This window comes from Sphingomonas sp. Ell38C01, assembly GCF_055231975.1.
In genome coordinates this window covers 2,006,235-2,021,350 of record NZ_JBUYVA010000001.1, presented here as the reverse complement: position 1 = coordinate 2,021,350, position 15,116 = coordinate 2,006,235, and the positions used below count along the sequence as shown (strand labels likewise).

At 67.4% G+C, this 15,116-nt stretch carries 15 protein-coding genes and 1 tRNA gene; 12 read left to right on the top strand and 4 right to left on the bottom strand.

What is annotated here, in order from left to right; genetic code table 11:
* Window positions 1-152: 152 nt before the first annotated feature.
* A complete protein-coding gene (gene purS, locus ACV7NO_RS09590; protein ID WP_463405775.1) occupies window positions 153-383 on the top strand; it encodes a phosphoribosylformylglycinamidine synthase subunit PurS in 231 nt (76 codons plus the stop codon).
* Complete coding sequence (purQ, locus tag ACV7NO_RS09585) at window positions 380-1,045, top strand: phosphoribosylformylglycinamidine synthase subunit PurQ (protein WP_463405774.1); 666 nt, start codon at window positions 380-382, stop codon at window positions 1,043-1,045. Before purS ends, purQ begins: the two co-directional genes overlap by 4 nt.
* Window positions 1,046-1,106: 61 nt before the next feature.
* Here purQ and ACV7NO_RS09580 read toward each other — a convergent pair whose 3' ends face one another.
* A complete protein-coding gene (locus tag ACV7NO_RS09580; RefSeq protein ID WP_463405773.1) occupies window positions 1,107-1,862 on the bottom strand; it encodes a queuosine precursor transporter in 756 nt (251 codons plus the stop codon).
* 61 nt (window positions 1,863-1,923) lie between these two features.
* On the opposite strand from ACV7NO_RS09580, the gene ACV7NO_RS09575 reads away from it, so the two are divergent.
* A tRNA-Arg gene (locus ACV7NO_RS09575) sits at window positions 1,924-2,000 on the top strand.
* Window positions 2,001-2,026: 26 nt separating this feature from the next.
* Window positions 2,027-2,284 (top strand): hypothetical protein, encoded by a 258-nt coding sequence (locus tag ACV7NO_RS09570; RefSeq protein ID WP_463405772.1) that lies wholly within the window; start codon window positions 2,027-2,029, stop codon window positions 2,282-2,284.
* Between the two features lie 149 nt (window positions 2,285-2,433).
* Here ACV7NO_RS09570 and ACV7NO_RS09565 read toward each other — a convergent pair whose 3' ends face one another.
* Complete coding sequence (locus ACV7NO_RS09565; RefSeq protein ID WP_463405771.1) at window positions 2,434-4,878, bottom strand: TonB-dependent receptor; 2,445 nt, start codon at window positions 4,876-4,878, stop codon at window positions 2,434-2,436.
* 238 nt (window positions 4,879-5,116) lie between these two features.
* Here ACV7NO_RS09565 and ACV7NO_RS09560 point away from each other — a divergent pair, with 238 nt between their 5' ends.
* Window positions 5,117-5,581 carry an Hsp20 family protein gene (locus ACV7NO_RS09560; protein WP_463405770.1) on the top strand — a complete coding sequence of 155 codons (465 nt, stop codon included), beginning with the start codon at window positions 5,117-5,119 and terminating at the stop codon, window positions 5,579-5,581.
* Window positions 5,582-5,826: 245 nt separating this feature from the next.
* Here ACV7NO_RS09560 and ACV7NO_RS09555 read toward each other — a convergent pair whose 3' ends face one another.
* Both ACV7NO_RS09555 and secG read right to left on the bottom strand, forming a co-directional pair.
* Entirely contained in the window at window positions 5,827-7,461 is a 1,635-nt protein-coding gene (locus ACV7NO_RS09555; RefSeq protein WP_463405769.1) for a CTP synthase, read from the bottom strand.
* A gap of 85 nt (window positions 7,462-7,546) precedes the next feature.
* The gene (gene secG / locus ACV7NO_RS09550; protein WP_463405768.1) at window positions 7,547-7,936 is read right to left on the bottom strand and encodes a preprotein translocase subunit SecG; all 390 of its coding nucleotides are present in this window, start codon (window positions 7,934-7,936) and stop codon (window positions 7,547-7,549) included.
* Window positions 7,937-8,189: 253 nt separating this feature from the next.
* Here secG and ACV7NO_RS09545 point away from each other — a divergent pair, with 253 nt between their 5' ends.
* From ACV7NO_RS09545 to glk, 7 genes are all read left to right on the top strand, one after another.
* On the top strand, window positions 8,190-8,537 hold the full coding sequence (locus ACV7NO_RS09545; protein ID WP_463407312.1) for a MarR family transcriptional regulator: 348 nt from the start codon (window positions 8,190-8,192) through the stop codon (window positions 8,535-8,537).
* Window positions 8,538-8,565: 28 nt separating this feature from the next.
* Window positions 8,566-8,847, top strand: coding sequence for an SH3 domain-containing protein (locus ACV7NO_RS09540; RefSeq protein WP_463405767.1), 282 nt, complete (start codon window positions 8,566-8,568; stop codon window positions 8,845-8,847).
* Complete coding sequence (gene argC, locus ACV7NO_RS09535; protein WP_463405766.1) at window positions 8,844-9,773, top strand: N-acetyl-gamma-glutamyl-phosphate reductase; 930 nt, start codon at window positions 8,844-8,846, stop codon at window positions 9,771-9,773. The genes ACV7NO_RS09540 and argC overlap by 4 nt, the downstream gene beginning before the upstream one ends.
* 9 nt (window positions 9,774-9,782) lie before the next feature.
* On the top strand, window positions 9,783-11,246 hold the full coding sequence (gene zwf, locus ACV7NO_RS09530; RefSeq protein WP_463405765.1) for a glucose-6-phosphate dehydrogenase: 1,464 nt from the start codon (window positions 9,783-9,785) through the stop codon (window positions 11,244-11,246).
* Between the two features lie 140 nt (window positions 11,247-11,386).
* A complete protein-coding gene (gene pgl / locus ACV7NO_RS09525) occupies window positions 11,387-12,091 on the top strand; it encodes a 6-phosphogluconolactonase (protein WP_463405764.1) in 705 nt (234 codons plus the stop codon).
* An 82-nt stretch (window positions 12,092-12,173) separates the two neighbouring features.
* Window positions 12,174-13,985 carry a phosphogluconate dehydratase gene (gene edd, locus ACV7NO_RS09520; protein ID WP_463405763.1) on the top strand — a complete coding sequence of 604 codons (1,812 nt, stop codon included), beginning with the start codon at window positions 12,174-12,176 and terminating at the stop codon, window positions 13,983-13,985.
* 136 nt (window positions 13,986-14,121) lie between these two features.
* Window positions 14,122-15,105: a glucokinase gene (gene glk / locus ACV7NO_RS09515; RefSeq protein WP_463407311.1), complete on the top strand. Its 984-nt coding sequence runs from the start codon at window positions 14,122-14,124 to the stop codon at window positions 15,103-15,105.
* Window positions 15,106-15,116 lie beyond the last annotated feature (11 nt).

The following is a 15,116-nucleotide window of genomic DNA, read 5'->3' as shown; positions in this document are numbered from 1 at the left end:
TACCTGTCCCGATAAGGTCGCGCGTCCCCGCGGCCGTCCATCCGTCAGGGTGCGCCCCGGCGCGTAAATAAAGTCTGAAGGTTGCAGCGGCGCGCGCGCGCCGTCATAGCGCGCGAAAGCGTCCGATCCGACAAACGAAGGCCGACATCCCGATGAAGCTGCGCATCCATGTCACCCTGAAGCCCGGTGTCCTCGATCCGCAGGGCAAGGCGATCGAACACGCGCTCGCGGGACTCGGCTTTTCGGGCGTCGAGGGCGCGAGCGTCGGCAAGCTCATCGAGCTCGACGTCGCCGACGATACCACCGACGATGCGGTCGACCGGATGTGCCGCACGCTGCTCGCCAACACCGTCATCGAGAACTACCGGATCGAACGCGCATGAAGACCGCGGTCATCGTCTTCCCGGGCTCCAATTGCGATCGCGACATCGCGGTCGCGCTGGAAGCGGTGACGGGCACCGCGCCCGCGATGGTCTGGCACCGCGACACCGCGTTGCCCGACGACGTCGCCGCGGTCGCCGTCCCCGGCGGTTTCTCGTACGGCGACTATCTGCGCTGCGGCGCGATCGCCGCGCGCTCGCCGATCCTCGCCGCGGTCGTCGCGGCGGCGGACCGCGGCATGCCCGTGATCGGAATCTGCAACGGCTTCCAGGTGCTGACCGAAGCCGGGCTGCTTCCCGGCGCGCTGATGCGCAACGCCGGGCTAGATTTCGTCTGCCGCGACGTCGCGCTGACCGTCGAATCGACCGCCTCGCCCTTCACCTCGGCCTATGCAAAGGGCGAGACGCTCACCGTCCCCGTCGCACACCACGACGGCAACTATTTCGCCGACACCGAAACGCTCGATCGCCTCGAGGGCGAAGGCCGCGTCGCGCTACGCTATGCCGGGCCGGTCAACGGCAGCGCACGCAACATCGCCGGCGTCCTCAACGCGCGCGGCAACGTCCTCGGCCTGATGCCGCACCCGGAGCGCCGGATCGAGGCCGCGCATGGCGGCACCGACGGACGCCGGATGCTCGAGGGCCTGCTCGCACTCGTCGCGTGACTGACCCGGTCCCCGTTCGCCCTGAGCCTGTCGAAGGGCGTCCGATCCGTGCATTGGTCGCTCACACCTTCGCACGGAACGGCGTGAAGTCCGTCCCCTCGTCGAACACGTCGAGCCCCTCCGCGCGCTTCAGCCAGCCGACCACCGCATAGGTCACCGGCGTCAGCAGCGCCTCCCAGCCGACCTTGAGCGCCCACTGTGTGAACAGCACCGTCACGACCAGCCCGGTCGTCCACCCCCCGGCGCCCCAGAACGCCAGCGGATAGAAGATCAGGCTGTCGACGCCCTGCCCCGCGATCGTCGACCCGATCGTGCGCATCCACAGATGTCGTCCGCCCGTCGCCACCTTCATCCGCGCCAGCACGAACGAATTGACGAACTCGCCCGCCCAGAACGCGATCACGCTGGCGAATACGATCCGCGGCACCTGCCCGAACACCGTCTCGTATGCCGCCTGGTTCTTCCATTCGGGCGCCGGCGGCAGCGCGACGACCACCCACGCCATAACCGCCATGAAGACGGTGGCGGCGAACCCCACCCAGATCACCCGCCGTGCGCGCGCGAACCCGTACACCTCGGTCAGCACGTCGCCGATCACATAGCTGACCGGGAAGAACAGGATCCCCGCACCGAACGGCCACGCCCCCAGCCACGGCAGGTCGATCGTCGCGACCTTGCCCGCGCCTAGCACGTTCGACAGCAGGATGATCGCGACGAACGCCGCCATCACGAAGTCGTAATAGCGCAGCTGCCCGCCCGCGATGGCGTTCGCCGAGACGGCTCGCGGCCGGTTTCCCAGATGATCGTCCTGCTTCATGGCGTGCGACTATGCGGCCGGTTTCGCCGCGCCGCAATCCACGCTAGGAGCACCGCGGTGCGCGCCCGTAGCTCAGCTGGATAGAGCAAGGAGCTTCTACCTCCTCGGTCGGGGGTTCGAATCCCTCCGGGCGCGCCATTCGCGCTTTTGGCCAGGAATACCCGATGTCCGAAGATCACGCCCGGGGGCAACGCGACGGCCTGCGTCTGGCTCTTTCGATCCTGGCCGTTGAGGAAGCGAAATGGGAAGCGCTCCTCGGCGAAAGCCGGTCGGGGCGAACCAACGCGATCCGCGCGGTCCGTCACAAGGCGTTGCAGGTTGCGCAGACCCGCATCCGAACCGCGCTCAACCGTCTCACCCCGAAAGACGAACCGGACATGAGCGCGGAGGTCGTTGCCGCCCTCGATCGGATCGGTCTGTAAGTCTGCCGGACGATCGACGCGCGGGCCGGGAGCTTCCGGACCCCGTCCCGCGCGCCACCCATGTTACCGTCCCAAGCGATTGCGTGCGTTCGCTCGAACGATCGTCACCATCTGCGACTTCACAGATGAACCCGGAATTGCCGGACGCGTCAGAAACGGAACTTGATCGTCCCGCCGAACGTCCGCGGATCGGCCAGCTGCGCCGAGATCAACCCGGTATTGCCCGGCGTCACCGCGAGCGACTCGAAATAATCCTCGTCGAACGCGTTGCGGACCCATCCGAAGATATCGACGCTGTCGGTCCGGAACCCCAGCCGGAAATTGTGGACCGAATAGCCCGCGACGTCGGTGTAGACAGACCGCGAGGCATTGGACGAGAATTTCGACCGGTAGTTCGCGTCGTATCCGGCATAGACCTGCCCCTCGCGCCCCAGCAGCGAAGCCGGCACATTATACTCGCCGCCCCACGAGAATGCCCAGCGCGACACGCCCGGCAGCCAGCTGTTCGAGACGTCGCAATTGGCCGGGCTGTTCGCGCCCGGCGTCGCGGCGGCGCCGATCGGCGTGCCGGTGCCGCCGCCCGCCAGTTCGGGCGGGCACGGCGCGTTGGTGAACTTCACGAACTTCGCGTCGGTGAACGCGCTGTTGACGTATGCGTTGAACCGCTCCGACGGGCGGATCGAGAAGTCGCTCTCGATGCCGCGCGACCGCACCTTGTCGGCGTTCGCCAGATAGCCGCGCAGCACGTTGCTGCCGCTCACGTTGCTGATGACGCTGGCCTGGAAATCCTTGATCGCGGTCCAGAAGGCGGAAATGTTGAGCGTCGCCTTGCGATCCCAGAACTGCGTCTTCAGGCCGATCTCGAAATGATCGACCTTCTCGGGCTTGATGACCGCGACGTCGAGCTGCGGCAGCCCGTTCGCCTGGCTCGGCACGCCGTTCAGGTTCACGCCTCCTGTCTTGAACGACTTCGCATAGGTGGCATACGCATTGACGTCCTGCGTCACTTCATAGGCCAGGTTCAGATCGTACGACAGGTTCCAGGCGCTGTATGGCACCTCGAAGAACTGCGACGCCTGCACCCCGCGCTGCGCTGCGGTCCACGGGTCGGTGTACGACACGCTCGTCGGATCGTTGCTGATGACCTGCCGCGTCCCGTTGGATGCGGTGCCGACGACGACCGAGTTATAATAGCCGTCCTTCTTGTCGTAGTTCAGCCGTACGCCCGGCGAGATCGTCAGCCGGTCGGTCGCCTTCCAGTTGAGCTTGCCGAACGCGGCGACGCTGGTGTTGTCGAGCCGGATGTCGTTGGTTGCCAGCACGCCGTTGAGCACTGCCGGATTGTTAGACAGCGTACTGCCCGGCGCGAGCAGCCACGCGCTGGCCGCCGTGCCGGTCTCCTGCACGCCGCTGGTGCGGATCTTCTGGTGGAACCCGAACGCGCCGACGACGAAGTTGAGCGCCTTTCCCTCGTAATTGTACCGCAGTTCCTGCGTGTACTGGTCCTGCTTGGTCGGGTTGTTGACCTTCGTGTAGATCGGCAGGCCCGTGAAATCGCGATCGTTCTTCGGCTCCCAGTCCCAATAGCGCCACGCGGTGACCGAGGTCAGCGTGCCCGGCCCCAGATCCCACTCGACGCGCGCCGACGCGCCGCCATGCTCGTTGCGCGCGGCGATCGCGGCGTCGAGATCGGTCAGCCGATCGAACGGATCGGTGCTGGGCACCCGGTATCCCGGGAAGCGCGCCGTCAGCGCCGCATATTGCCGGTTGAGCGCGCGCTGCGTCGTCCCCACCCGCGCATAGATCTGGACGCAGCACACCGGGTTCTGGAGGTTGTAGTCGCCCGACAGCGTCACGCTCAGCGCATCGCTCGGCTTCCACAGCAGCGATCCACGCACGCCCAGATTGTCGAGCGAGTTCACGTACTGGTTCGTCGCGACGTTGTAGATCGTCCCGCGCCGGTCGGTCGTCGACACGCTGATCCGCGCCGCGAGGTCGCTGGTGATCGGCCCGGAGACCGACGCCTTGCCCTGCTTGAACCCGTAATTGCCGAGCGACACCTCGGCCTTGCCCTCCAGTTCGAAGCTGGGCGCGCGCGTCGTGATGTTGATCGCGCCGGCGGTGGTGTTCTTGCCGTACAGCGTGCCCTGCGGTCCACGCAGCACCTCGATCCGCTCGACATCGACGAAGTCCAGCGTCGCCGAGGCGATGCGGTTGTAATAGACTTGGTCGATATAGATCCCGACGCCCTGCTCGAACCCGTCATTGGTCAGCCCGAACGGCGCGCCGATGCCGCGGATGTTGATGAAGGTGTTGCGCGGGTTGGTCGAATAGAATTGCAGCGTCGGCTGCGTCTGCGTCAGCCGGTTGACGTTGTAGAGCCCCTGCGCCTCCAGCGTCGCACCGCTGGTGACCGAGATCGCGACCGGCACGTCCTGCACGTTCTCGCTGCGGCGTCGTGCGGTCACGACGATGTCGTTGCCCGCTCCGTTCCCGGCCTGTGTCGCGACCGGCGCGTCGTCCGGCGTCGCGACCGCCTCGACCGGCATAGCCTGCGCCTGTGCCGCCAGCAGCAAGGCAAGTGTGATCGTCATTCGGCGTCCCCCTGAACCGTCGTCCCGAATAAACTCTACTAAATTGGTCGATATTCAATGATGGCGAAACTTTGCCGTTGCGAAGCCCGGCTTCGCGATGGGGGAAATCGCGAAAGATCGATCTTGAAACCTCGCAAAGGCGTCCCAGATTTCGGTTGCGCGGTGCCACTGACCGGATCGCGCAGGAGCGCCGCGCCACATCGGCGGGCGTCCATAGTTCGCTCATATGGAGGATTCTATGCGACTCGACCTGACTCCCTATCGCCGCTCGACGATCGGCTTCGACCGCCTGTTCGATCTGATCGAGGCCAACAGCCGTACCACGGCCGAGAACTATCCGCCCTTCAATCTCGAGCGCCTTGCCGAGGATCGCTACCGCATCACGCTGGCGGTCGCGGGCTTCGCGCGCGACGAGATCGCGATCACCGCGCAGCAGAACCTTCTGCTCGTCGCGGGCAAGAAGGACGATCGCGTGGAGGGCGCGAATTTCCTTCACGTGGGCATCGCCAACCGCAGCTTCGAACGCCGCTTCGAACTCGCCGACTTCGTGTTCGTGGAGGATGCGCGACTCAACGATGGCCTGCTCGTCATCGATCTCGTCCGCGAGGTGCCCGATGCGATGAAGCCCAAGTCGATCGCGATCAAGACCGGCGCGCCGCTCGCCGCCGTGGACGTCTCCACGGACGAGGCGAAGGCTGCCTGACCGATCGGCGCCTCCTTGCTCCCTTTTCGAGGCGTCGTGGGGCGCCCGGGTCAATCGACCCGGGCGCCTTTTTCTTTGGTATCGGCGCGCCGTACGCCTGCCAGCCGACCGTACCCCGGCGAAGGCCGGGGCCCAGCCCCGATCTCCGGCCCCGATCTCCAGCCCCGATCTAAAAGTCGCGCGGCAGCGCGATCGGCGCAAAACGCCGAGACTGGACCCCGGCCTTCGCCGGGGCAAAAATCACCTCAAACCAGCCGGCTCTGCTTCACGGCCGCCGCGATGAAGCTGGCGAACAGCGGATGCGGCTCGAACGGCTTGGACTTCAGCTCGGGGTGGAACTGAACGCCGACGAACCACGGATGGTCGGGCCGCTCAACGATCTCGGGCAGCATCCCGTCGGGCGACATGCCCGAGAACACGAGCCCGCCCTTCTCCAGCGCCTCGCGATACGCGGTGTTCACTTCATAGCGGTGCCGATGGCGCTCGCTGATCTCGGTCCCGCCATAGATGGACGAGACGACGCTGTTGCCGTCGAGTTTCGCGTCGTACGCGCCCAGCCGCATCGTCCCGCCCAGGTCGCCATTCTCGGCGCGCGTCTCGATGCCCTTCTCGCTCATCCATTCGGTGATGAGGCCAACGACGGGCTCCTCGGTCGGGCCGAACTCGGTCGACGAGGCGTTCGCGATCCCCGCCAGATCGCGCGCGCCCTCGACGCACGCCATCTGCATCCCGAAGCAGATCCCGAAATACGGCACCTGCCGCTCGCGCGCGAACCGCACCGCCTCGATCTTGCCTTCCGCGCCGCGCTCGCCGAACGCGCCGGGGACCAGGATCGCGTGGCACGCCTCCAGGTTCGCGGCGACTTCCTCGGCATCGCGCTCGAACAGTTCGGCGTCGATCCAGCGGATGTTGACCTTCACCCTGTTGGCGATGCCGCCATGCACCAGCGCCTCGTTCAGCGACTTGTACGCATCCTGCAGCCCGACATATTTGCCGACCACGCCGATCGTCACTTCGCCTTCCGGGTTGAACAGCCGGTCGACGATGCCTTGCCAGCGCGACAGGTCGGGGGTCGATCCCGGCTCGATCCCGAACGCGCGGAGCACCTCCGAATCGAGCCCCTCGCCGTGATATTGCAGCGGCACCGCATAGATCGACTTCGCGTCGAGCGCGGGGATGACGGCGGCGGTCGGCACGTTGCAGAACAGCGCGATCTTCGCGCGCTCGCTCTCGGGCAGCGGCTTCTCGCAGCGGCAGACGAGCACGTCGGGCTGCACGCCCAGCGCGGCAAGCTCGCGCACCGAATGCTGCGTCGGCTTCGTCTTCAGCTCGCCCGCCGCGGCGATATACGGCACCAGCGTGACGTGGATGCTGATCGAATGCCCGCGCCCCAGCTCGTTCTTCAGCTGGCGGATCGCCTCGATGAAGGGCAGCGACTCGATGTCGCCCACCGTCCCGCCGATCTCGCACAGCACGAAATCGAGGTCGTCGGTTTCCGCCTTGGCGAACGCCTTGATCGCGTCGGTGACGTGCGGGATCACCTGCACGGTCGCGCCCAGATAGTCGCCGCGCCGCTCGCGGTGGATGATCTGCTGGTAAATCCGGCCCGACGTCACATTGTCGCTCTGCCGTGCCGACACGCCGGTGAAGCGCTCGTAATGGCCGAGATCGAGATCGGTTTCCGCGCCGTCGTCGGTGACGTAGACCTCGCCGTGCTGATATGGCGACATCGTCCCCGGATCGACGTTCAGATACGGATCGAACTTCCGGATGCGGACCTTGTAGCCCCGCGTCTGAAGGAGAGCGGCGAGCGACGCCGCCATGAGACCCTTGCCGAGCGAGGAGACCACGCCGCCGGTGATGAAGATGAACCGCGCCATGGGAGAAAACGCCTAACCGCTAAAGACAGCACACGACAAGCACCCGTTGCGCACGGGCGCTGCGAAAAACGATGAAACGAGGGCGTCAGCGCGCGAGCGGAACGCCGTTTTCGGCCGGGGCCGTCTGGTTCGCCGCCGCCGCGGCGTTCTGCGCGGCACCCGCCAGCGGGGCGGCGCCGTCGACCGGCGGCTGCGCGCCGACCGGCGCCGCGGGTGCGGTGCGCGCCAGCGAGGTGTCGATCGTCGTCGTCCGGTGCGTCGCCGCCAGGAACGCGAGCGCGATGCTCATCCCCACGAACAGCGTCGCCAGCACCGCGGTCGCGCGCGTCAGGAAGTCCGACGCGCCGCGCGCCGACATCAGACCCGACGGACTGCCCGAACTGGTCAGCCCGCCGCCTTCCGATCGCTGCATGAGGATCACCGTGACCAGTGCGGCGGCGATGACGGCCTGGACGACGAGCAGGAAGGTGAACATGGGCGGGCGATCTTGTCCGAGATAGGGGGTGCGGCCGGCAGCACCGGCGCGAGCATCGCGGGCACATAGGCGAGGACCGCCGCGCGATCAACCGCGCCGGCCCGGCGACGAACCTCCGTCTAATTCGTGACGCCCCTGAAACCAGCCGCGCAGGCGGGCGTTATCCCTGCAATCAAAACATCATGTCCCTCGGGGCATTGAACACCGGAAGGTCGCGGTGGCCAGTTTCGCACAACCCGAACTCAGTTCCTGGATGAACACGCTGGTGGACTATGTCCGCTCGGGCGAACCGGACCTGACCAATCGTCAGATGGCGCTCCTGCTTGTCGTCTATCTCAATCCGGGGCCGCATACGGTCCGCGGACTCGCCAGATGTCTCAATGTTTCCAAACCGGTTGTGACGCGCGCCTTGAACAGGCTGGGTGGGCTCGGCTATCTGCGCCGCCAGCGCGACGACAGCGACAAGCGCAATATCTTCGTCGCGCGCACTTCCGAAGGGGCAGATTTTCTTGAGGAGTTCGGGCATTTCATCGGCGAAGGGGAACAATCCCTCGCCATCGCCGCTCCCGGCGGGAACGGGGCAAGACGCGCCAACGCGTAGAGTCTTCGCGCTCACGGGTCGGTCGCGCTTGCTCGATCCGCGCGAGAATGCGGTGCGTGCCGACATCGCCGACGTCCGCCTCGCCGAATACGTATTCGCACCGCATTACGCCGCGCACAGCCCCAGAACCGTGATACAGGGCGTCATGCTCCGTGAGACCCGCGATCCTGCCTCGCCCTCGATGGGCGCGCTGCACACCGGCGATGCGTTCGAGTTGCTCGACGTGACCGGCGGCGCGGCCTGGGGTGTCGCACCCGCGCTCGGCCTCGTCGGTTATATAGACGAAGCCGCACTGGGCAGCGCGGCATGAGCTCGCACGTCTTCATCGACGGTGCGGTCGGTACGACGGGGCTCGAAATCCGCGAGCGGCTCGCGAACCGCGACGACCTGACGCTCGTCGTCCTCGACGAAGCACGCCGCAAGGATGCCGCCGCGCGCGCCGAGGCGCTCAACGCCGCGGACTTCGTCATCCTCTGCCTGCCCGACGACGCCGCGCGGGAGGCGGTCGCGCTGATCGACAACCCGCGCACCCGCGTCGTCGACGCCTCGAGCGCGCACCGCGTCGCCGACGGCTGGACCTACGGCTTCCCCGAGCTCGGTGCGGACCAGGCCGCGAAGATCGCCGCCGCCCGCTTCGTCTCGAACCCCGGCTGCTACCCGACCGCCTTTCTCGCGCTCGTCGGTCCGCTGGTCCGCGCCGGGCTCGTACCGGCGTCCACCCCGCTCAGCTTCAATGCCACCTCCGGCTATTCGGGTGGTGGCAAGGCGATGATCGCGGAGTTCGAAACCGGGCAAACCGACACCGCCTTCCGCGCCTATGGCCTCACGCTCGCGCACAAGCACGCGCCGGAGATGACGGTCCACGCCGGCCTCGATCACGCGCCGATCTTCCAGCCCGCGGTCGCGCATGTCTATCGCGGCATGCTCGGCGAGGTGCCGCTCCATCTGCACGCGCTCCCCGCGCGCCCGTCGCTCGCCGGCATCCGCGCGGTGCTCGCCGATGCCTATGCCGGCTCGCCGCTTGTCCGCGTCGTCGACGACACGCCCTCGCTCGTCCATATCGAGGACGACGCGAAGACCGACCGGATGACGCTGCGCGTCGTCGGCAACGACGAAACGGGACAGGCGCGGCTGATCGCCACGCTCGACAATCTGGGCAAGGGTGCGGCGGGCGCCGCGGTCCAGAACCTCAACATCATGGCCGGGCTCGATCCGCTCGCCGGCCTGACCTTCTAAGGACCCGACATGCAGCGTAATCCGGTGGCAAAGCTGCTCCTGTTCGGCGCGACCGGCGATCTGGCGCAGCGTATGCTGCTGCCGTCGCTCTACGGGCTCCACGCCGACGGCCTGCTGCCCCCGGCGCTGACGATCACCGGATCCGCACGCTCCGATCTCGACGATGCCGGTTTCCGCGATTTCGCGAAGAAGGCGCTCGCCGAGTTCCTGCCCGACGACCGCAAGGACAAGGACGCGATCGCCGCCTTCCTCGATCGCCTGTCCTACCAGCCCGCCGATCTGTCGGACCCCAGGAGCTTCAAGGCGCTGGCGGACAAGGTCGGCGACGTCTCGGGCGGCCTCGCCATCTACCTGTCGACCGCGCCGTCGCTGTTCGAGCCCGCGGTCGAGGGCCTGCGCTCGGTCGGGCTCGCCGGCGACACCGTCCGCGTCGGCCTTGAAAAGCCGCTCGGCTACGATCTCGCCTCGTCGAAGGAGATCAACGACACCGTCGCTTCCGCCTTCCCCGAGGAGCGGATCTTCCGCATCGATCATTATCTGGGCAAGGAGACGGTCCAGAACATCCTCGCGCTGCGCTTCGGCAACTCGTTCTTCGAGCCGGTCTGGAACGCGCGCGGGATCGACAACGTCCAGATCACGATCAGCGAGACCGTGGGGCTCGAGGAGCGCGCGGGCTATTACGACGGCGCGGGCGCGCTGCGCGACATGGTCGCCAACCACATCCTCCAGCTCGTCGCGCTCATCGCGATGGAGCCGCCCGCGCGCTACGACATGAACTCGGTCCGCGACGAGAAGGCCAAGGTCTTCCGCTCGCTGCGTCACATCACGCCCGAGGACGTGCCCCACTGCACCGTCACCGGCCAGTATAACGGCGGCGCGATCGGCGGCGAGATCGTCAAGGGTTACGACGAGGAACTTGGCAAGGACTCGAACACCGAGACGTTCGTTGCGATCAAGGCGCATGTCGACAACTGGCGCTGGCAGGGCGTGCCCTTCTACCTGCGCACCGGCAAGCGCATGGCCGCGCGCCGCAGCGAGATCGCGATCCAGTTCAAGCCCGTCCCCCACTCGATGTTCTCCGGGCGCGGCGGGCTGCTCCAGCCCAACATGCTCGTCATCCGGTTGCAGCCCGAAGAGTATATTCAGCTCCTCGTGATGGCCAAGGAACCCGGGCTCGACCGCGAGGGCGTCCGCCTGCGCGAGGTGCCGCTGAAGCTCAGCCTCGACGCCGAATTCGCGGGCAAGCGCCGCCGCATCGCGTACGAAAGACTGCTGCTCGACCTGATCGAGGGCGACCAGACGCTGTTCGTCCGCCGCGACGAGGTGGAGGCGCAATGGGCGTGGATCGACGCGATCCGCGAAGGCTGGGCCGCCAACGGCACCAAGCCGAAGCATTACGCTTCGGGAAGCTGGGGGCCCAGCGCCTCGATCGCGCTGACAGAGCGCGACGGCGTCACTTGGCAGGACGATTGATTGTTACCATCCGCCCCCGTCCCCGTTCGTGTCGAGTAGAGACCGAGCGTGGTCGAGGGCTCGTATCGAGACACAGGTCCCTCGATATGCCGTCTCGACTTCGCTCGACGGCTACTCGGGACGAACGGAGTGCAAGCAAGATGACCGAGATCGAATGGTGGGAGTATGACGACGCGGCCGAGATGGCCGAGGCCGTCGCGGGGGATATCCAGTTCGTCATCGAAAGCGCGATCGACGCGCGCGGCGCCGCCGTCATCGCGCTGCCGGGTGGCAAGACGCCGGTGCCGATCTACGCGAAGCTGGCGCAGGCGAAGCTCGACTGGAAGCGCGTGACGATCGTGCCCACCGACGAGCGCGTCGTGCCCTTGGGCGATCCGTTGTCGAACGTCACGATGATCGCCAAGGCCTTCCTGCCCAAGGGCGCGCGCGTGAAGCCGATCGTTCCGGAGGCGAATAAGGACTATAAGGCCGCGGGTCGCTCCGCCGATGCGCTGATGCAGGATCTCCACTGGCCGCTCGACCTGTGCCTGCTCGGCGTCGGCGGCGACGGCCATACCGCGTCGATCTTCCCCGGTGTCGATTTCGACGAGGCGCTCAACGGCCCCAAGGAGCGTCGTGCGCTCGGCGTCCTCCCCGATCCGTTGCCCCCCGAAGCCCCGGTCGCCCGCGTCACGCTCAGCCGCGCAGGGATCGTCTCCGCGCGCGCGCTGATGATCGCGGTGACGGGCAAGGCCAAGAAGACCGTGATCGAGAACGCGATCTCGGAAGGTGCCGGCTCGCCCTACCCGATCGGCCGCGTGCTCGCGGACGTCGAGCTGCCGGTGGATATCCACTGGGCGCCGTGATCTCGTAACCCCCTTGTACCCCCGCGAACGCAGGGGCCAGTCTGGACCCCCGCCTTCGCTGGGGTACATCGGAGACCAGACCATGAACCCCGCCGTCCGCGCCGTCACCGACCGCATCATCGAACGCTCGCGCCCCACCCGCGAAGCGTATCTCGCGCACATCGAGCGCGAGCGAGCGACGTGGATCGGGCGCCCCTCGCTCGGTTGCGCGAACCTCGCGCACGCCTATGCCGGCACCGAGGAGGACCGCGAGGCGATGAAGGCCGATCGCGGCATGAACATCGGCATCGTCACCGCCTATAACGACATGCTCTCCGCGCACGCCGTCTACTACCGCTACCCGGAGCTCATGAAGGTCTGGGCGCGCGAGGTCGGCGCGACCGCGCAGGTCGCGGGCGGCGTCCCTGCGATGTGCGACGGCGTGACGCAGGGCTATCCGGGCATGGAGCTGTCGCTGTTCAGCCGCGACACGATCGCGCTCTCCACCGCGATCGCGCTCAGCCACGCCACGTTCGAGGGCGCCGCGCTGCTCGGCATCTGCGACAAGATCGTGCCGGGCCTGCTGATGGGGGCGCTCCGCTTCGGCCATCTCCCGATGGTACTGATCCCGGGCGGCCCGATGCCCACCGGCATCCCCAACAAGGTGAAGGCGGCGGTGCGCGAGCGTTTCGCGGTCGGCGAGGCGACCCGGGACGAGCTGCTCGACAGCGAGATCCAGGCGTATCACGGCAAGGGCACCTGCACCTTCTTCGGCACCGCCAACACCAACCAGATGATGATGGAGGTCATGGGCCTCCACATGCCCGGCGCAGCCTTCGTCAATCCGGGCACGAAGCTGCGCCAGGAACTCACCCGCGCCGCGACGCACCGCCTCGCGAGGATCGGCTGGCGCGGCGACGACTATCGCCCGCTTGGGGCTTGCGTCGACGAGAAGGCGATCGTCAACGCCGCGGTCGGCCTGCTCGCGACCGGCGGCTCGACCAACCACCTGCTCCACGTTCCCGCGATCGCGCGCGCTGCGGGGATCGTGATCGACTGGGAGGATTTCGACCGCCTGTCCTGCGCCGTCCCGCTGATCGCGCGCGTCTATCCCAATGGCTCCGCCGACGTGAACGCGTTCGAGGCCGCGGGCGGCATGCCCTACGTCATCGGCCAGCTGCTGGACGGAGGGTATCTCCATGGTGACATCCTGACGATCAACGAAGGCGGGCTGGCCGCCTCCGCCAACACCGCGATGATGGACGGCGACACCCTCGCCTGGACGCCCGCGACCGAGAGCGGTGACGACACCATCATCCGCCCCCACGACGCGCCCTTCTCTCCCGATGGCGGCATGCGCATCCTGGCGGGCAATATCGGCCGCGCCTGCATCAAGGTCTCCGCGGTCGAGCGCGACCGCTGGATCGTCGAGGCCCCCGCGCGCGTCTTCCACGACCAGCTCGACGTACTGGCCGCGTTCGAGCGAGGCGAACTGCACCACGACGTCGTCGTCGTCGTCCGCTTCCAGGGTCCCCGCGCCAACGGCATGCCCGAACTCCACAAGCTCACCCCACCCCTGGGCGTCCTCCAGAATCGCGGGTTCAGGGTCGCGCTCGTCACCGACGGCCGCATGTCGGGCGCGTCGGGCAAGGTGCCGTGCGCGATCCATTGTTCGCCAGAGGCGCTCGGGGGCGGCGCGATCGGCCTCATCCGCGACGGCGACCTGATCCGCGTCGATGCGATCAACGGCACGCTCGACGCGCTGGTCGACGCCGCCGAATGGTCCGCCCGCACGCTCGTCGCCACCCCCGCCCCCGCGGTCGGCATGGGCCGCGAGCTGTTCGGCATGTTCCGCGGGCTGGCGGACGAGGCGGAAAAGGGGGCCAGCGCGGTGCTGGCGGGCGCGGGGCTCTGATCGCGCACCACCCCTGACCCGGTCGGGAACTTGCCGGTTCGCGAACAATGACTGGTCGACCGGCGCGGCATGGTAGATGCCGGGACAAGGCTCCCCTGAGCTCCACCGAAGGGGCCGGCATGACGGAGAAGGCATGATGCAGGTCGTAAGCGTAGACATCGGCGGGACCCACGCCCGCTTCGCGATCGCCAAGGTCGCAGGCGGACGGGTCGTCTCGCTCGCCGACCCCGTCACCTTGAAGACCGCCGAACATGCCAGCCTCCAGACCGCCTGGGAGGCCTTCGCCACCCAGCACGGTGCGCCGCTTCCCGACGCGGCCGCGATCTCGGTCGCGTCGCCGATCACCGGCGACGTGATCCGGCTGACCAACAATCCGTGGGTCATTCGCCCGTCGCTGATCCCCGAGCGGCTCGGCGCGCGCACCTACACGATCATCAACGATTTCGGTGCGGTGGGCCACGCGGTCGGCCAGCTCCCGCATGACGATTTCATCCATCTGTGCGGGCCCGATACGCCGATCCCCGCCGAGGGCGTCACCACAGTCTGCGGCCCCGGCACCGGGCTCGGCGTCGCGCAGGTGTTCCGCAAGGGCGGCGCGTACCATGTTCTTCCAACCGAGGGCGGGCATGTCGATTACGCCCCGCTCGACGGAATCGAGGACGCGATCCTCAGGCGCCTTCGCCAGAAGTACACGCGCGTGTCGACCGAGCGCGTCGTCGCCGGCCCCGCGATCGTCGCGATCTACGAGACGCTCGCCGAACTCGAGGGTCGCCCCGTCCCCAGCCGCGACGACAAGACGATCTGGACCGAGGCGCTCGACGGCAGCGATTCGATCGCGCTCGCCGCGCTCGACCGCTTCTGCCTCGCATTGGGTGCGGTCGCGGGTGATCTCGCGCTGGCACACGGCGCGAACGGCGTCGTCATCGCGGGCGGACTCGGCCTGCGCATCAAGGACAAGCTGATCCGCTCCGGCTTCGACCAGCGCTTCGTCGCCAAGGGCCGGTTCCAGACGATGATGGCCGGGATTCCCGTCAAGCTCATCACCCATCCCCAGCCCGGCCTGTTCGGCGCCGCGGCCGCCTTTGCCCAAGAACATACACAGGAGCAGCCCACGTCGTGACCGACATCGCA